We start from the raw sequence: 17,844 nt of genomic DNA, 5'->3' as shown, positions 1-17,844 counted from the left end.
ATTATCCGTAAACCATTTATCATGCAATACTTCCGCCTGCTGCTCCTTTCCCTGCTTCTGGCACCGGCTATAACTGTAACCGGACAACAGTTAAAGACCAAACAGGAGAACGGTTATTTTAATATCACCAATCCGGCAGAGATACAGGTCGTTCAATCCATCGATTCTGCAATGCTGGCGAGCGGTAACGCGCGGTTCCGGCCTGGCTTTGAATTTCATACCATCAACGGCTTTTTTGTAAACCCTTCTTTTTCCCTCGGACTTGGTATTGGCCTCCAGTTTTCCAACTATAAATACTATCCCGCCACTACGGATGAAACGGTTAAGACCAGCGGCGCTGAGATCACCAGTCTTCCCATTTTTGCCGACTTCCGGTATTACCCGAGGAACAGCATCAGCGGCACCCTCTTTATTATCGATGCCGGTTATGCACCTACCCTCAGCGTCCGTAATGAGGCGCACAAACCCTTTTTAGGTGGCGGTGCTTTTATGAAGCTGGGAGCTGCCTACAAATTCTACCTCAGTGAATTTATTTCTTTTGTACCTTCTTTGAATTTCAAGGCACAACGATACGGCGAACATACGGTAGTAGGCGGCACCCTTGGTATTGGCTTTATGTTTTAGCCGGGAGGATCAATAAGCTACCCGGTAAACCGCCGGCGCATCTGCTCCGTTTTACGGCCGATCAGCCAGAATGAAAGCGCCAGTATGGCAAAAAAGATCCCTTTATTGGTCTTATCCCAGAAATACTCAAAGTACCGGGTATAAATGTTGAGCAGGAAGAACAGCAGTACCAGGTCCCGGAACAGTTCGTCCTTACGTTTGTATGCGTATACTACCAGGGCTGCCAGTATCAGGGTATATCCCAGCGCCCAGAGAAAGAGTTTCCCCTGGCGGATATTGCTCCACACATCGTAGCTCAGGTTACCGGAAACAGAAAGGAAAAGTCCGGAAAGCAGGATAAAAAAACAAAGAAAATAAAATGTAATCCGGTAAAACGGTTCCAGCTGCTGTTTCAGCGCTACTGCTGCTCCCAGCAACAACAGCCCTAAAAACGTCATCCGCAACGGATAATTCATACCCAGGAAATAGTCGTGCTGTGCTCCGGACCAGATCCATGTCTGGATCCCCCAGGCAACGATCACTGCCAGCAAGCAGCACACCCAGATCAGTTTTGACTTCAGATAGCTGGCAACAAAGCCATAGCCGATAGCCAGCACAAGAACAACAAGACCATAAAAGCGGTAGCCGTCTCCAAAACCACGGGTAAGATAGGTAATGGCCACACCCAGGCTCAGCACTACCAGGATATTGAAGCTCTCGTTGGTCAGCTGCGCATCCGGGTGTTTTTGTTTTCTTCTTTTTGCCCACCAGATAAAAGCAAGGGTCAGGGCCAGGAAGATCACCCCGATCAACAATTCAGAAAAGGCAAAGAAACGGCGCATCCGTTCGATCCATTTTTCATCCAGCACAATGGCCCCGAATGCAAGAATGGCACAGGAAACCGCTGCCACAAAAGCATAAAAAGTAAATGAGCCCAGGTCATCTTTATATACGGCAACCGACTTTCTCAACGATGCAGCCTGTTGCCCGTCGATCACCTGCTCCTTTTCCCATTCGTTAATTGCATTGTGAAGGATCTCAGCGTCTTTCTTTGTTACCTGCATATTCCAAAGTTCGTGATAATTCTCAAATGAAACAGCTTTTGGGTGCTTATTTCAGTTCTGCTGGATTTCCTGTGGATAAAACCCTTATTATTGTACTGCCCGGGCCGGTTGGGCCCAGGGGCAATTTAAGCACCGATCATGACAAAAGACCTTTTTCAGCTCATCGACGAAAATAACAGCGTACAAACAGAGGCCGCGCTGCTGGCGGGAACCATTCCGGAAGCTACCAATCCCGAAGGGCAAACCCCGTTGTTATATGCGTTGTACAAGAAAAATATTCCCATTGCTTTATTGTTGATCCGGCATGGTGCAAATGTGAACGCGCAGGACCAGGTGCTGAATACCCCTTTCCTGTATGCAGGTGCCCAGGGTTTTACGGACGTGGTGGCCGCCTGTTTAAAGGCCGGCGCCGATTTTACCATCCTGAACCGCTACGGTGGTACAGCGCTGATCCCAGCTGCCGAAAAAGCGCATCTTGAAACCGTAAAATTACTGGCCGGAACTCCGGGTTTTCCGATAGACCATGTCAACAACCTTGGCTGGACCGCCCTGCTGGAAGCCATTATACTGGGAGAAGGAGATGAAACGCACAGCACTGTTGTAGCCACCCTTATTGAGGCAGGCTGCAATGTGAATATTGCTGACAAAAAGGGAATAACACCATTAACACATGCCCGACAGCTGGACTACCGGGAAATTGCAGCCTTGCTGGAAGCAGCGGGGGCCCGGTAACAGTCAACAACCTTTTGGAATCCGGTATCGTCATTAGAGCGAATCGAATACCCTGGAATGAAAAAGATCTGTATACTTATTTTATTACTGGCAGCCGTTTCCGGTGCTAAAGCGCAGCGGGTGGAAAGTATCCATTTAAATCTCTATACGGACAGCCTCAAAAAAGGTACGCACAACTACATCAATATAGATGGAAAAATGAGCGATGGCAGCTGGAAGCCACTGACTAACAAGGAATTAAAATTCACTTCCGACTATGGAAAGTTTGATGGCAACAGCCTGGTGCTTCCCGATGAACCTACGGTGAAAAAAGTGGTGGTAACAGCTACACTGAAAGATAATCCTAAAATGGTTCAGCAGGCAACGATCTGGATCAAACAGCAACCTGACCCTCCCCTTCCTGCCGCGGACGCCGATGCAGGACGTAACCGCAGGGGCAGACGCTGATCTTCAGGATATACCTGGCTATAAAAATTCTCCTGCTCAGGCCTGCGCAGCAGGTCCGCCAAAATTCACCGGTAATTGCATTTCATCAAGGTCTTTGATCACACCCTGGGTTGCTTCAAACTTTTCAATGTTCTCCACCAGGGCCTTCATAAAGCGTTTGGCATGTTGTGGCGTAAATATGATCCTCGATTTCACTTTGCTTTTTGGTGTTCCCGGCATCACATTTACAAAATCGATCACAAATTCCGCCATGGAATGCGTGATAATAGCAAGGTTGGCATATGTACCTTCGGCCACTTCTTCCGAGATCTCTATATTCAACTGATTGGGTTGTTGTTCGCTCATTTCGTTGTATTTGAAACGAAGGTAACAAAAGAAGCGGTACTACAGGTATCTGTTGCATCCGGGTCCGGCGTATTTATCGCAGCTGTAATGCGTTGTAATGGCTGAATATGCCGTAAGCCCGGCTGCTCCGGACTGCAAAAAATCGGGTGAAACCATCAAAGAAGATTACGCTGTTACGGCTCTTCTTTTTTAGTTCCACCCGAAAATACTGGTGCTTCGCACCAATTGCTTACGGGGTCTTTAGCATACCCTTATTACTGTTTATCCCAAAACAGTTTGGTTGTAACTTCATCCCCTCCAATGGCGGCAGCGGCAGCATTGTAATTCTCCGTATTATAATTCTGCTCGAGCACCGGATAGGTATAACGGATCGGGATATCCGACAATGCCCGGTATGCCGGCTTTAGCTCCGGGTAGTCAAAGATCCGCCATTCGATCCAGGCTTCGAAGGGACGGTTATAGAGTGCCAGCCACTTTTGCACACCGATCTTTCTTTTATAGTTCCCGGGGGCAGTAAGATAATTTATATTCGGTCTTGCCAGATAAGTTGCCGCTTCAGCAGGCGTTCCTCCCCAATCCTCAATGGAAGCGGTTATCGCTTTGCTGTAATGTGTCATTGCGGTTCCGCCCACATTGTATCCACGCTCCCGTGCTTCAGCAAGCATGAATTCCACTTCCGCGTAGTCTATTAGTGCAGTTGGATAGTTGGCAGCAGTAATGGCCTTGGCCGGTTTGGAGAGTGCCGGATAACTGCTGGCCCTTCCGGCTTCGCCGCCTGAATAATCGCTGCCCGTTCCATCCAATGTAAAATAGGTTGAAAGACGGGGGTCCTGGAATTTTTTAAGTGTATCGATAATTGTTTGACAGGCCACAAAATCCTGACGGCCGCTTTGCACCAGGTCTTCCCATACAGGGTTGGTATTGGGCGGCGTTGCAGAAAATTGCAGCTTGGCATTATCGTCATTTGAGGTAAATACCCCCCCTGACACGGCCGCTTCCACCAGTGTTTTTGCCTGTGCAGGGTCTGAATCTGCCAGCAACATTCCCAGTTTAAGCTTTAATGTGTTTCCGAATTTTTTCCAGGCAGTCATATCTCCGTCGTAAATGGCATCAGCACTGCCAAAGCCTTCCGCGCTGGTATTGATAGCATTGATGGCTGCATCCAAACGGCTGATCAGGTCCGCATAAACGGTCTTGCCATCATCGTATTTCGGATGAATGTTCTCAATGTTTCCCGCATCCGTATAAGGAACATTTCCAAATGTCGTGATGAGGTAATAATAGGCCAGCACCACATGGATATCGGCCACTGCCAGCTGGTTTTTCTGTACATCCGGATCAGGGGTATCTGTTGGTATCAGCTTTTTAGACCTTTCAATATCACCCAGTACATCTTCATAGATCCCTGACCAGAAATTTCCGGGAATATCTCTTGTGTTCAGGTTATACCGGCTTTCTGCGGTGTAAGTGGTCTCCTGCCATTGCTGCACGATGAGCCGGTTGATGCCCACGTTTACATTGGATGAGGCAAGGTATCTTGCCAGGAACCGCTGCCCGGTGGTAAAGAGCGAAACGGCGGATACTTCCTGGGGGTTTTTAGGGTCCACATTCAGTTTTGTGATGTCTTTGGTGCAAGACGACAGGATGACCGTTACTATAAGTAGGATGTTAAATATTTTTTTCATAGCCCGTTCTTTAAAATTTAAATTTAAAATTCAATGTGATCGTTCTTACCGTAGGATATGCGCCTCCCTGGTATCCCTGAAGGTTACCGGAACTGATCCCTTCTTCCGGGTCTGCATAAGGTACGTTTTTATGAATGATCCATAAATTCCTGCCGATCAGCGATACATCAATTCCTTTAAAGAATTTGCCGCTATTGAACAGTTGATTGGGAAAGGAATAGGATAACAGGGCTTCTCTTAACTTCACATAGCTGGCATCGTAAATAAATGCAGCCTGCGGAAAATAAGCTCCGTACAGGTCGTTGTCATTGAGCACCCTTGTGGTATTGGGCTTGCCGTCTTCGGTTACCCCGGGTAAAACCACACCACCTCCTTCTTCCAGACTGTTGCGCAGTGGTTTTCCCTGATCGTTCAAACCAGCGGTTTCAGGATACAACCCGGTCTGCAACCCATACGACATATCCAGCGAGTACACATCCCCTCCTTTCCGTACGTCTATAAGAAAACTGAGTGATAAATTCTTATACCGGAAGCTATTGCGCAGTCCTCCGATCCAGTCGGGATTCGGGTTACCGATCACTTCGTTGGAGGTGGGGGAGAAAAGATAATACCCGTCTTCGCCCACTGTCTTCTGGCCATTCGTATACACGAAATTATCTCCCCGGATGGTACCGAAGGGCTGACCAACCGTTGCATTTAAAGAGACGCCCCCCTGAAAGCTCGCCAGCACGAAATTGTCGTTATCACCGTATAGTTTCTCAACGTTGTTTTTGTTTTTAGACCAGTTCAGCACCACATCCCAGGTAAAATCAGATGTTCTTACGGGCCGTCCATTAACAGAAAGTTCGATCCCTTTATTACTGATCGTTCCGGCATTCATGTATTTAAATCCGTAAAAGGTAGCGGAGCTAACTGGCAAGGGAATGATCTGGTTAATTGATTTTGCGTTATAATAAGCCAGGTCAAAGCCCACGCGGTTTTGCAAAAATGACATTTCCAATCCGAGCTCTGTACTCTTTGTCCGCTCCGGCAGCAGGTCGCTAAAATTTTTCCTTGGCGGAAGTGTTGACTGCGGGCGGCCGTCAAAAGGAGGCAGGATATTATATACATCATAAATGATCTGCATAGGCGCATCATTACCTACCTCGGCATAGTTGGCACGGAATTTACCATAGGAAAGCCATGTTGCATCCTTTAATAACTCTGAAAATGCAAAGCCCAGGGATGCAGAAGGGTAGTAATAAACATTATTCCCTTTTTTCAATGTGGAAGAGGCATCTCTTCTGATGGATCCGTCCAGGGTCAGCATATTCCGCCAGGTCAGTGTTGCATTGGCAAATACCCCGTCCACTTCTCTTTTTCCGTCGAATTCTACCGGGGCCACCAGGGGATTTAAAGAATTGCTCAGCGAATAAATGCCGGGAATGGCCAGCCCGCCGTTTGTAACTGCATTGATCGATGTCTGGTGTTCGCGGCGGATATTGGTGCCCAGCAATCCTTTCAGATCAAAATCTGTCGACAGTTCTTTATTAAAGTTTGCCAGGAAATCAAAATTGGTCTCGGTCCGGCCCCTGTTGATCCGTCGGTAGGAAGGGATACCGATACTTCCCACCGCCTGCCGTTCTTCCTGCAGCTCGCTATAGGAATCCAGTCCCACCCTTCCTATGAGGTTCAGCCAGTCGGTTACCTTATAAGAGAGCTGTACATTTCCAAAAATGCGGTTGCGGCTGTCTGATTCATAATTCTGATACCTTGTAAAGTAAGGGTTATCCCAGAAAATAGGGACCAGTCCGCTTTCGGTACTGGGATCTGCCCAGTTCCAGGTCGTATTCTTATGCGTGCGGTCGTATGCTGCTTTGAGTTCTTTCACATCGACGTTGGTTTCCCACCACTGCCGGAAGTTTGTCATAAGGTTTTTATCATCGTATCCCGTTCCATATCTTCCTTTACCTTCAACATTGGAAAAGTTTCCGTCTATGGAGGCGGTAAGTTTATCATTAATATTATAGGATCCCCCAAAGCTCAGCAGATTTTTTGCCAGGCGGCCATTGGGTAAAATCCCTTTATCATCGTTGCGGGTATACCCGAGTTTAAAGCCTCCCCTGTCGGATCCGCCGTTTAAGAGAATGCTCTGGTTGGACGAAAAAGCTTTCTCAAAAAAAGAAGAGGGGTCGTTCTGTGCCCCTACCCAGGGTGTGGCCTTTTTGTAATAGGGAGATGTTTTGTCAAAGGCGTTCCATTGGTATACCAGCAGGTTGGGATCAAACGGGGCGCCGTAGGAAGCATCTTCCGTTGTAGGCACAACCAGGTCATTCACGCCATCGCCGTTTACGTCAAATTCATTAAAGTAGGTCTCCCCGTCCGGACCGTAATACGAACCGTATCCGGCACCATACTCTTTCTGGTATTTTGCAAAAGTGCTTTTATCAACGATCCCGATCCCAAAGCCGGTATTTAATGTGATCCCCAGTCCCTTTTTGGCCTTCTTTGTAGTGATCATGATCACACCATTTGCTCCCCGGGAGCCATACAGTGCGCTGGAAGCAGCACCCTTCAGTACAGTGATGGTTTCGATATCATCCGGGTTCAGATCCGACGCACCGTTCCCGTAATCATATCCCCCACGGCCGGTGGTTTGGTCGGAGCTGTTATCATTACTATTGCTGTATGGAACCCCGTCCACCACAAATAACGCCTGGTTGTTGCCGGTAATGGACTTCATTCCGCGCAGGATGATGTTGGAAGAACCACCCATCGAGTTATTCTGGCGGATTTCCAGACCGGCCACTTTGCCCGACAGATTGTTGACAAAGTTATTGGTACGGGTGGCGCTCACCTGTTCTCCGCTGATCTGTTGTGCGGCGAAGGGTACCTGGTTCCGGGTACGGGTCTGTCCCATTGCGGTAACTACCACTTCCTGTATGGTCTGCCCCTGTCCTGCTGTAAGAACAATATTTACAGGAGTCGTGGTCACCTCCTGGCTGCGGGTCTGAAATCCCGTGGCGGATACTTCGAGTACGGTGCCTGGTTTACCAGTAATGGTAAAATTTCCCTGATCATCCGCTGATACTGCATTTTTAGTACCTTTTTCTGAAACAGTAGCAAAGGGTATGACATTTCCCGATTCATCCTTTACCGTACCTGTAATTGTTTTTGTTTGCGCCCAGAGCAAAAAGTTGCCCACAAGCAGCAGTGTGCTTAAAAGTAAAATCCTTCTCATGTATTGTGTTTTTGTTAACGAAATAATTAGATCGAAATGGGACCGATTAATTTTTTTTCAAAAAAAACACCTTTAAGTTATGTATAATAAGATTATTTTCAAAAAATATAATCAATTGATATATAACTTTTAATACACAATGCTAACAATTGTTTGTTTAACAATATTTTATGAATATTTATTTTTATCAACTGGGGATAAAAAAATGCCGGTTACAGCATTTTTTTTGAACTTTTTGAAGGCCTAAGTGTATGAGTTCGCAGAATATTTTCTTCCATTTTCGCAAGGTTTTACAGGTTGCCGGCTTTACTGACAGCCATAGTCAATAAACTCAATTTTTGTTTGGTAGAATCTTGCTTCCGGTCGGGATTCGTAATCCGGGATAAAGGAATTTCATAACTACTCTTAGAAAAGTCAGACACAATGCTATCCTAAAATGAATTGCTTAGGAATAACTGACGCACAGTTTTCCTCACTATGGTTTGAGGTATTATCTTATATCAGCGATTGGAAACTCATCGGGTAAGATATAGTCAACTGGCCCCAACTGATTTTTCTATTATAAACGCTATCTAAAAACCATCCTGCAAAGTGTGGATCGATCCACATTCAAATAAAAAGGGAGCCGTTTTTGAAACAGCTCCCTTTTATAGGTTATAAACAGCTTATATTAATTCTGCATATATTCGTCGTAAGAGGTTGTCCGGTGACCGGCTACTGTAAAGATCGTTCCCGGATCATCCGAAAACTCTACTTTAAAGGAAAGACTATCATTGTTAATGACCTTTCCATCTGTTACTTTCACATCGATATCGTATCCGGATATAGCATTTTTAGACCCCCCTGTTTGAAATGTCAGATTCGACATATCCACTTTTGCCTTGAATTTTATCTGGTAGAAGTTGCCGTTATAATCGTCGATCCAGATGGAATCCTGACCAAAGGAAGAATTATAAATTTTCACCTCAAAAGGTCCTGCTACTTCATCGGTACCCACATGAGCCTTTAGTGTCCAATCACCAGCCACCGGGTAAGCCCAACTATATTCCTTTTCAATTTTTTTCTGGCAGGAGAAAAAGACAAGGGACAGAATAAGTAAGCTGCCTGATAAATATATTTTACTCTTTTTCATAATTTCAAATTTTAACTATTGATTTATAGATCCGGAATTAACCATGGTTACCGCAAACAAATAGTCTGGTGTGTCTGCCATCATACTGGTAAAAGCAATGGTCTTTGTTTGTGGGTTGTAAGTAGCCGGTGTTGTAAAAATGGGAGCTGATCCTTCGGAGAATCCCAAAGCTTCTGAAGATATCAATTCGAATGTATTATTATTTTTTAACTCAACGATTGCCGCACCCGCATATGCCGGACCGTATGCGCTTCCTATATCATACCAGCCTCCTAATAGATCCTGAACATGGTACCGGTTATTTCCGATCCCGTAAATCAACTGGGCAAACGGCCCGCGCTTGGTAGAACCGTTCCGGACGATGGAGGACTGGTAAAAGCCGTTTAATGGCGCTGCTGTTTCGCAAACGACCACTGCCCTGGTTACGGTTGAAGGAAATCCATCGCTGTTTGAAACCGTATAGGACACCGAGTATACACCAGGTTTTGAAACATCCACATTAGACTTTACGGTCACAGATTGAGTAAGATCAGTTTCTCCTTCATTTGCCGTGAATCCCGGGTCTACAAATGGCTCACCTATTTGCCATGCTATTGTACTGGTGCTTTTCAGTACTATATCAGCATAAGTTGTTACAAAAGATACACCTTTAGAATCTTTTTTGCACGAGGATATCATGGTAACGCACACTGCCAACAGAATCAGTATATTTCGTATTTTCTTATTCATGTCTTTGTTTTTTATTTTTTAGCCCACCATACCGGTACATTCAGGTCGACTCTGCTTGGTGTATTGGAATTAGATTTACGTTCGCTTGCCGGAAAAAAGAACCGCTTGGGCCGATCATCGTTTGTCCAGATGGATGTCTTTGACTTGGTAAAGGTATTTGCCGGGTATCCGGTCCTGTTATAGTCAAAAAATGCTTCCAATGCTCTTTTATTGGCAGCTGCTACCCACTTTTGCTCAATAATCGATGGTATACCGTTGTATGGGTATACAATCGCGTCTCCTGCCAGGCCAAAACTTTTAAACGAAGCTTCTACACCTGCATCGAAGGCTGCTTTTGCCTTGGCAGCAGTACCGTAACGGGCTTCTGCTTCGGCAACCAGGAATAATACCTCTTCTTTTGTAAAAAAGTACACCGGATAAGTACTATTGATATTAGGTGTTGCATAGTTTTTAATGGTTGCCCCGGGGGTTGTCTGAAAGTCACCTGTATTTAAAGAGGTCCAGGCATTGCCGGTTTCGGAAGCTTTATATATCCCCCCCCTTCTGGCATCGTCATGCTCGGTCAGCCAGCTCATTAAGGTTGTATTTGCAATCACATTACCAGCCAAACGGCTCACAAATGTGTTATAGAAGGGGTTGTAACCGGTTTCCTGGTCCTTAAAGGAAGTAAATGCAGCGTCTTCTGCCAGGAAGTTGTTTTCGTCCAGCAATGCCTTGATCTGGGTGGCGTATTTATTAGCGTCCACATTTACATAACGGAGATAGATCTTCAGTTTCAGGGTATTGGCAAACTGCTGCCATTTGGCCATATTCCCCCCAAAGATCACATCTGTGGTCCCCGGATCCTTTACCGTTGATGCTGTAAAATCTTTAGACAGTGCGTCATCGATCAACGCTAATATTCCTTCATAAACAGCCGGTCCGTCATCATATTTGGGCTGTAAGTTTCCTTCACCATTCAGTGCATCAGAAAAAGGGATCTTATCATATACATCTGCCAGCACCTGAAAGGTATAGGCCTGCATTAAGCCGGCGATCGCGTAGAACTTCCAGTTTCCTGCAGCACTCGCCATAGTTTTTACGTATTTGTAATCATAAAGCGCACCAGCATAAAGGAGTGTGAACTGCCGGTCAAAATCATTGTCCGTCAGATTATAAGACTCCCAGCTGGCCCATTGCGAGGCTCCTGGCGCCTGAGTATATTGCTGCGTCCAGTAAGCTCCTACCGCCTGGTAATATCCGCCAAAAACAAATGCGGAGCCGGCTACCCCACTCGGCAGCACCAGGGCAGGTGTGGCTTCCTCCGGGCTGTTCGGGCTTACATTAATATCAAAAAAACCCTTTTTACAACCGCTTCCAAGCACTCCGGCGGTTATAAAGATTAGTATATAATTCTTAATATTCATTATTTTCCTTTTTAGTGTTTAGTAATGTTCTAAAACCCGAGTTTTAAGTTAAAACCGATACTCCGGGTAGTTGGAGCTGCACCAAAATCTCCGTAATCAGCCGCCATATCAGTACCAAATGTTGTTTGCTCGGGGTCGGTGAATGGATTAGATTTCGGAGTCCACAACAGCAAATTCGTACCAATAAGGCCCAGATCAACGGACCGGATAAAGGATCTGGAAATCCACTCTTTGGGGAATGAATAGTATAAACTGAATTCTCTTAATTTGAAAAAGGTTTTTGACATCAACACATAGGCAGATCCAACACCCGCATTGTAATCCTGATTGAAATACAAATTGAGATTATGATCGAACCCAGCAATGGGTGTTGTATTTTCTACATACGTGTCACCCACTTTTTGTACCGAGTTGGGTACAATGAACGGCTGCCGATCATTATATGTAGTCTGGATCGCATTTCCGGTAAAATACATCATCTCTGCTGTGCGGGAGTACATGACACCACCTTTGCGATAATCACCCACCAGTCGCATGCTCCAGTTCTTATAACTTAATGTCGTTCCTCCGCCGATCCTGAAATTGTTCTGAGATGTGCCCAATGCTTGTTTCTCCGCCTTCATAATCGGTAAGCCCTTGGCATCTACCACAACTCTTCCCTGTGGGTCGGTTTCCACCACCGTTCCTTCAAATAAACCGAGTGGATTTCCAGGACGGGCAACAAAGCCGATTGATCCGGTACCACCCAGAGGAATTTGATCCAGTCCTTCTACCAGCTCTACAAGCAGGTTACGGTTGCGCGAGTAGTTGGAAAACACTTCCCAATTCCAGTCCTGATTTTGTACCGGGATAACGCTCAACGCAATTTCAACTCCTTTGTTGGTTATTTTACCAAGGTTTTGCGTCTGGGCTGTAAATCCGGTACTTGAAGGAATTGTGGAGGTCCAGATAAGGTTTGTTACGATCTTGTTATAAGCTGTAAAATTCAATCCGATCCTGTTTCTGAAAAATTTCAGATCGGTACCGATCTCATAGTCGGTTGAGATCTCAGGTTTCAAACTTTGGTTACCTATTAAGTTAGATACACTAAAACCATTAACGCCGCCCTCAAGCGGGAAATCGAAGTTGCGGTATCCATCTGTAAAAGAGGCTTGATTTAACACCGAATAGATCTGGTAGGGGTCTGCGTCTTTACCAGTCCTTGCAGCTCCCATCCGGATCTTACCAAATGACAATACGTCTTTATTGGTGAGCAATTCGGAGAACACAAAGCTCAGGCTCGCTCCCGGATAGAAGAAGGACCTGTTTGAAGCAGGCAGTGTGGAGGACCAGTCATTCCGGCCGGTAAGATTCAGGAACAGCATATTCTTAAATCCGAGGTTGGCACTGGCATACAATCCCACCAACCTGCGTTTTGACAGGGTAGCGGTAACCGAAGGAGTCGAGGAGCTGTTTGCCAGGTTATAATACCCGGGAATATCCAGTCCTCTTACCTCTGAAGTTTGTGTGCGGCCATCCCGCTGGTTGAAGTTATGCCCCACAATCGCATCCAATGTAAAATCCTGGCTGATCTGTGGTTTAATATTCAGGAAAAAATCCGTATTAAACTCAGAGGAAGAATAAGAAGATTCCGTCACTCGTCCCAACTCCTCATTACTTTTTGTTCTGGCTGATTGTGTTATCGCCCTCCAGCTCTTTGCAGTGCTGCTGGAGGCGTCATTACCTGCTTTAAAAGTAGCCGTTAACCAGGGGGTCACTTTAGCATCAACAGACAAATTTCCGAATATCCGGTTTTCCTCGAACCGGTTCCCGTGTTCTTTCAGTACATAATACGGGTTCTGAGCGTATAATGTATAATAGTTGTCAACGTTATAAAATTTATTATGATAGTCTTCCTGGTCTACAAAACTAATATCCCTTGGAGCCTGCCATAAACCATCGAGCACAGACTGATCCTGCCCTGTCAATACATATTTTGAAGATTTATTGATATAATTTACGGAGGCGCTTACATTAAATATCTTTAAAAATTTAGTGTTCCCCCTCAATGCCACATTATGTCTTTTATAAGAATCTGCATCTGTGGGCATAATACCATCGGCCAGAATATTTCCGTAAGAGACATAATAGCTTTTATTTTCATCCCCATTTTTTACTGATACTGAATTATTTAATGTCTTTCCAACATCAAAAAAGTCCCTCACATTGGATTTAAGCGCAGAATAAGGTTTAACAAGCTGCTGATTATCTACCACAAATCCCCAGGGACGATTTACGCCGTCAAAGCGCGGTCCCCAGCTACCGTTTTCCTGCAAATCACCCCCTTCAGCCGTTGTCCGATTATACCATCCCTGTCCGAATTCATTCTGCATAAAGGGCAGCCGGAGCGGCGTTTCAAAAGTTGTTGCAGAAGCGATATCAACACTGGCCTTGCCATTTGATTTCGACCCGTTCTTTGTTGTGATAAGCACCACACCGGATGCTGCCCGGGATCCGTAAAGAGCTGTTGCTGAACCACCCTGAAGGATATTTATCGATTCGATGTCATTCGGGTTAATATCGTTTCCGCGGTTACCAAAATCCAGGCCGCCATTCAGATCGGTTTCACCTACCTGCCCATTACTTACGGGTACCCCATCCACTACATAAAGTGGCTGGTTTGAACCACCGAGAGAGCTAAAACCACGCATAATGATACGGGTAGATGCACCCGGTGCACCGGAAGCAGAAGTAATTTCCACCCCGGGGACCTTTCCCTGTAATGCATTTAATGCACTTCTGTTACCGTTGGCAGTCAACTCGTCGGCATTTACCTGTGTGGAAGCATAACCCAACGAACGTTCAGACCGTTTTACACCAACGGCTGTAACGACCACCTCTTCGATCGTCTCTTTACCTTCTTTGTTTAAAATAATTTCTTTCAGGTTTTCCATTGTGCTTTTATCAATGGAATTAAACCCTGCTGCCGAAATCGTAAGCGTTGCGCCTTCTTTGACGCTTATGCTAAAATTTCCATCGGCATTAGCAGAAATGGCGTTTTTCGTTCCTTTTTCCGCGACAGTGGCAAAGGGAATCGCATTCCCTGCTTCATCCTTAATAGCACCTGTTATCGTTTTTGTCTGGGCAAAAACCAACATGGAGCAGGCAAGGAGTGCTAATAGCAATACAAGTCTTCTCATGGATTTTTTTTTGTTAATAGAAAATAGTCAGTCATAAAGTCAACTTCACAACAAAACAGTTTGTCAAGAAATGTATCGCAAAGTACAATGTTTTAACAAAATGTTGATGTTTTTTTAACCTTCCCCAAACACTAACAACCGTTAATTCAAGATAGAAATAGTTGCATAGCGAACATTTCAAGCTGATTTACAATCGCTTGTACAGATCCGGTATTTATTGGAAAAAATCAAAAAATTTGATTTAAATCAATGCATTTTTTGGAAATTTTCCATCCCCATCCCTTTCGGGACGACTGCATTGAATCAAAAAAATGACTTCCCCTTCCGCATTTAGAGAAAATGCAGATCTCCCGGTTTATATGTTAGGGTGTTACACAGGTTGCTTGACTATTTATATTAACATTACGATTTAGGATTGACATTTCTTATCCGACGGTAAAATCAAGAAAAAATTCCTCTATAGACGTCCTTAAACTGTCTCCTAATTGAGTTTAACAAGAGCGTAATCGTTAGAGCTACAAGCTTCTTCTCATGTATGCCGTCAACCCTAATTTATTTACAATCATACAGAACAATCAGGTTATAAGCGCCTTCGATATTTCACTATAAAATGATAATAACTCATCAGTAAAGTCTTATATACTTTGATCATGCACTGTAAAAAAATAAAGCGGCTTATCAAATTATACCTTTGGGCCGCCCTATCCACATCCTCATGTACAAATACTTTTAAATTTATCTAGGTCCTTGATAAGTAATTGTCTCTTCATAAAACCTTGCCCCTCCATCTGAAGTCCACTTAAGATAAAATGTTTTAGTACCTGGATCATATCTACTTTCCGGAAAGTTATTTCCAATTGGTAATAAAGTCGTCATTTCTGTCGTCACGCGATTTGTAATTGGATCAATATTATAATATACTTCATTAGAATAATTAGCGACTAAACCAGGTATTAGTCTTACACGATTGGGTCCGGCTGTTCTCAGCTCCACGTTTGCATTTCTGTTAGGCAATAATGTTTGAGCTGCAGACGATTTATAGTTATATTTACCATCATATTTGTTCTTAGGACCAATGCTAACTAAAATCTTACTGAAATTTGCACCTATGGTTTCTCCTGAAGCACTTGTAATTTTCAAAGGCAGCACATAGGATGCATCAAAATCAATTTGATCAATTTTAGCAGGAATTATCAAATTTGCAATCCTAGAGCCTTTCTTAATAACTACAGTAGCCGGAAGCGTATAAATATTAGAATTCAGTATTTCGTACGCCTCATCATGTGCTTCATTATAATCATCAACTAGTGTTGGTTCCAATGCAATATCAACTGTAATATCTTTGCCAGCATCTCTTGGCCCCGAATAGGTAATTGGTATTACAATTGTATCTAATGGTGAAATATCAAAACTTAGTATGTAAAATCGTAAAGGATCGGTAGTATTTGAGCTCAACCCACTGGGGTTACCAAATTCGACAACACTGTTGCTACCCTCTGGTTTAATTATAGTGCTGTCATCCTTCAGACAGGAATAAAGCCCAGTAAGAGTAAATAAAAACAAAAAAAATGCAATTATTTTCATATAAGTAGTATTATTAATAAATAAAGTATTTTAGTTTTACTTTGCCCAGAAAATCTTATCTGCCAATACGTTAATACCACCATTCGGTGCAGTGCCTTTTTGAGCGTTAACATTAACTGTATTATATTGAAACTCATTTGTAGGGTACTGGATTCTTGTGGGAAGCTTATCTGGGGTGGTGGCTAAAGATTGCAAAGAAGCAAAACTGGTGTATTTATTTGCGACGCTGGGTTGTGTTGTTTTGGGATATCCGGTTCTACGGTATTCATTCCAGGCTTCTCCTCCAAACAGAAGATTTAACGCGATATACTTCTGGGTAATGATCGCCTCTAACTTTTGCTCACTGGTCGTTGCAAGATCAAAATCAACGAGATAATTACCACTATTATCTGCTTTATAAGTTTCAACCTCTGATGCGGGGTTAATGGCCACGTAATTGGGATCATTAGCTGGTTTGTCCTTCACCAGTTCCCCTGTCGTCTTATTCACTGAAATGGTGGTAGACACTGCATTATTTTTATCCTTATTCAGATACGTAAAAGAAGCCAGGATCCCTTTTTCGAATGCCTCTTTTGCTGTGATGGTAGTAACAAGTCCCTTTAACGCCCCTTCTGCCTGCAGGAAATAACTCTCAGCAGCCAACACAATGGGTTGAAACGCATCCGGACCTTTAAATACACCGATGCCCAAAAAGTTAGATGCAGAAGGCGTTCCTTTTGCTAAAAACCAATCATTGGGAGCTTTAACCCTTGCAGCGGCATCTGTACCCGGATCGAATCCAAGCTGGTTGACACCCGGATTTGGAAATGAACGATACATCAGATATCCCCTGAATTTGTCGTTCAATTTATTGTTATTGTAAAAACCCAAAATATAAAATGAAGGTACTCTTTGCTGCAATCCGCCCCCCTGTTGTGATCCTGCTACATTGTATGCTCTTGTCCAAGTGGGATTCACTTTGCCATCAACATTTGTATAACCCGGTTGCACAATAGCGTCCTCTGTTAAGAAACCATCGGAAGAAAACGTTGTATTTTCAAACGCAATTTTCTCCTTCGCCCTTAATATGATCCGGAGTTTTACTGTATTTGCTAGCTTTTTCCAGTTGGTTATATTGCCCTGAAAGAGAGGATCCCTTGCATTGGTCAATGCCAGCGAAGTAGGATTAACAGCACCATCTGTAAAATCTTTCATTGCACCATCAACAAGGCTCGCCAGTGATTTATAAATATCTTCTGCTTTGTCATACTCCGGGGTCAGGTTATTACCACCCTGGTTTGCTGCCGAATAAGGCACATTATTATACGTATCCACCAGTTGCTGATAGCTTAACGCCTTTAATACTTTTGCAGCACCGGAGTAATAAAGGAACGAAGGGTCGGTCTCTCCTCTTTTTATAATTTCATTCAGGTCCTGTATATTATCATAAATATTCCAAAAAGCTGCAAAATCGCCCGGCCCGTAATTATACGTAATTACCGAGCCAAAGCCGGACACGCCGCCAGGATTCACTAAGTAGCCCACCATTCCTGCGCCATAAAGATCAGCAGCCGGACCGCCGTTTGCATATTCCACGATGGTTTTTGGCATTAGTACCTCTTCATCGATCTTTCCTGTAGCTGCATTTGGGTTATCATTAATATCTACAAATTTTTTGCAACCTCCAAAGGCAAGTATGGAAAATATATATATTGAAATCTTTTTCATATTCATGTTTT

Annotated in this window: 13 protein-coding genes; 3 read left to right on the top strand and 10 right to left on the bottom strand. The window is 44.2% G+C overall.

The genetic code is table 11. The annotated features are described in order from the left end of the window. Nucleotides 1–21 precede the first annotated feature (21 nt). Nucleotides 22–624: a hypothetical protein gene (locus tag K7B07_RS17395; protein ID WP_223711798.1), complete on the top strand. Its 603-nt coding sequence runs from the start codon at nt 22–24 to the stop codon at nt 622–624. Between the two features lie 17 nt (nt 625–641). Here the strand turns inward: K7B07_RS17395 and K7B07_RS17390 are convergent, their stop codons facing one another. Continuing rightward, nucleotides 642–1,667, bottom strand: a complete 1,026-nt coding sequence (locus K7B07_RS17390; protein ID WP_223711797.1) for a hypothetical protein — start codon at nt 1,665–1,667, stop codon at nt 642–644. Nucleotides 1,668–1,805: 138 nt separating this feature from the next. Here K7B07_RS17390 and K7B07_RS17385 point away from each other — a divergent pair, with 138 nt between their 5' ends. After that, nucleotides 1,806–2,399 carry an ankyrin repeat domain-containing protein gene (locus tag K7B07_RS17385; RefSeq protein ID WP_223711796.1) on the top strand — a complete coding sequence of 198 codons (594 nt, stop codon included), beginning with the start codon at nt 1,806–1,808 and terminating at the stop codon, nt 2,397–2,399. A 57-nt stretch (nt 2,400–2,456) separates the two neighbouring features. Then, entirely contained in the window at nt 2,457–2,846 is a 390-nt protein-coding gene (locus tag K7B07_RS17380; RefSeq protein WP_223711795.1) for a hypothetical protein, read from the top strand. 36 nt (nt 2,847–2,882) lie between these two features. Here the strand turns inward: K7B07_RS17380 and K7B07_RS17375 are convergent, their stop codons facing one another. The 9 genes from K7B07_RS17375 to K7B07_RS17335 all read right to left on the bottom strand — a co-directional run bounded on the left by K7B07_RS17375 (nt 2,883) and on the right by K7B07_RS17335 (nt 17,833). After that, entirely contained in the window at nt 2,883–3,191 is a 309-nt protein-coding gene (locus K7B07_RS17375) for a DUF3467 domain-containing protein (protein ID WP_223711794.1), read from the bottom strand. A gap of 254 nt (nt 3,192–3,445) precedes the next feature. Continuing rightward, nucleotides 3,446–4,876, bottom strand: coding sequence for a SusD/RagB family nutrient-binding outer membrane lipoprotein (locus tag K7B07_RS17370; protein WP_223711793.1), 1,431 nt, complete (start codon nt 4,874–4,876; stop codon nt 3,446–3,448). A 10-nt stretch (nt 4,877–4,886) separates the two neighbouring features. Then, nucleotides 4,887–8,096, bottom strand: a complete 3,210-nt coding sequence (locus tag K7B07_RS17365) for a SusC/RagA family TonB-linked outer membrane protein (RefSeq protein ID WP_223711792.1) — start codon at nt 8,094–8,096, stop codon at nt 4,887–4,889. Between the two features lie 670 nt (nt 8,097–8,766). Continuing rightward, nucleotides 8,767–9,228 carry a lipid-binding protein gene (locus K7B07_RS17360; protein WP_223711791.1) on the bottom strand — a complete coding sequence of 154 codons (462 nt, stop codon included), beginning with the start codon at nt 9,226–9,228 and terminating at the stop codon, nt 8,767–8,769. Between the two features lie 15 nt (nt 9,229–9,243). Further along, nucleotides 9,244–9,957: a BT_2262 family domain-containing protein gene (locus tag K7B07_RS17355; protein ID WP_223711790.1), complete on the bottom strand. Its 714-nt coding sequence runs from the start codon at nt 9,955–9,957 to the stop codon at nt 9,244–9,246. Nucleotides 9,958–9,968: 11 nt separating this feature from the next. After that, on the bottom strand, nt 9,969–11,363 hold the full coding sequence (locus tag K7B07_RS17350) for a SusD/RagB family nutrient-binding outer membrane lipoprotein (protein ID WP_223711789.1): 1,395 nt from the start codon (nt 11,361–11,363) through the stop codon (nt 9,969–9,971). 29 nt (nt 11,364–11,392) lie between these two features. Next, nucleotides 11,393–14,542 carry a SusC/RagA family TonB-linked outer membrane protein gene (locus K7B07_RS17345; RefSeq protein ID WP_223711788.1) on the bottom strand — a complete coding sequence of 1,050 codons (3,150 nt, stop codon included), beginning with the start codon at nt 14,540–14,542 and terminating at the stop codon, nt 11,393–11,395. A 735-nt stretch (nt 14,543–15,277) separates the two neighbouring features. Beyond that, nucleotides 15,278–16,126: a DUF7015 domain-containing protein gene (locus K7B07_RS17340; protein WP_223711787.1), complete on the bottom strand. Its 849-nt coding sequence runs from the start codon at nt 16,124–16,126 to the stop codon at nt 15,278–15,280. A gap of 36 nt (nt 16,127–16,162) precedes the next feature. Further along, entirely contained in the window at nt 16,163–17,833 is a 1,671-nt protein-coding gene (locus K7B07_RS17335; protein ID WP_223711786.1) for a SusD/RagB family nutrient-binding outer membrane lipoprotein, read from the bottom strand. Between the last annotated feature and the right edge of the window lie 11 nt (nt 17,834–17,844).

Source organism: Niabella beijingensis, from assembly GCF_020034665.1.
GTDB lineage: Bacteria > Bacteroidota > Bacteroidia > Chitinophagales > Chitinophagaceae > Niabella > Niabella beijingensis.
The sequence above is the reverse complement of the archived record's forward strand: the minus strand, read 5'-3'. Positions and strand labels throughout refer to the sequence as shown.

Excerpts from the sequence above, each read along its gene's own strand:
- K7B07_RS17390 (WP_223711797.1), bottom strand. The coding sequence starts at position 1,667 with ATGCAGGTAACAAAGAAAGACGCTGAGATCCTTCACAATGCAATTAAC.
- K7B07_RS17340 (WP_223711787.1), bottom strand. The coding sequence starts at position 16,126 with ATGAAAATAATTGCATTTTTTTTGTTTTTATTTACTCTTACTGGGCTT.
- K7B07_RS17365 (WP_223711792.1), bottom strand. The coding sequence starts at position 8,096 with ATGAGAAGGATTTTACTTTTAAGCACACTGCTGCTTGTGGGCAACTTT.
- K7B07_RS17360 (WP_223711791.1), bottom strand. The coding sequence starts at position 9,228 with ATGAAAAAGAGTAAAATATATTTATCAGGCAGCTTACTTATTCTGTCC.
- K7B07_RS17335 (WP_223711786.1), bottom strand. The coding sequence starts at position 17,833 with ATGAAAAAGATTTCAATATATATATTTTCCATACTTGCCTTTGGAGGT.
- K7B07_RS17380 (WP_223711795.1), top strand. The coding sequence starts at position 2,457 with ATGAAAAAGATCTGTATACTTATTTTATTACTGGCAGCCGTTTCCGGT.
- K7B07_RS17395 (WP_223711798.1), top strand. The coding sequence starts at position 22 with ATGCAATACTTCCGCCTGCTGCTCCTTTCCCTGCTTCTGGCACCGGCT.
- K7B07_RS17355 (WP_223711790.1), bottom strand. The coding sequence starts at position 9,957 with ATGAATAAGAAAATACGAAATATACTGATTCTGTTGGCAGTGTGCGTT.
- K7B07_RS17385 (WP_223711796.1), top strand. The coding sequence starts at position 1,806 with ATGACAAAAGACCTTTTTCAGCTCATCGACGAAAATAACAGCGTACAA.
- K7B07_RS17345 (WP_223711788.1), bottom strand. The coding sequence starts at position 14,542 with ATGAGAAGACTTGTATTGCTATTAGCACTCCTTGCCTGCTCCATGTTG.
- K7B07_RS17375 (WP_223711794.1), bottom strand. The coding sequence starts at position 3,191 with ATGAGCGAACAACAACCCAATCAGTTGAATATAGAGATCTCGGAAGAA.
- K7B07_RS17350 (WP_223711789.1), bottom strand. The coding sequence starts at position 11,363 with ATGAATATTAAGAATTATATACTAATCTTTATAACCGCCGGAGTGCTT.
- K7B07_RS17370 (WP_223711793.1), bottom strand. The coding sequence starts at position 4,876 with ATGAAAAAAATATTTAACATCCTACTTATAGTAACGGTCATCCTGTCG.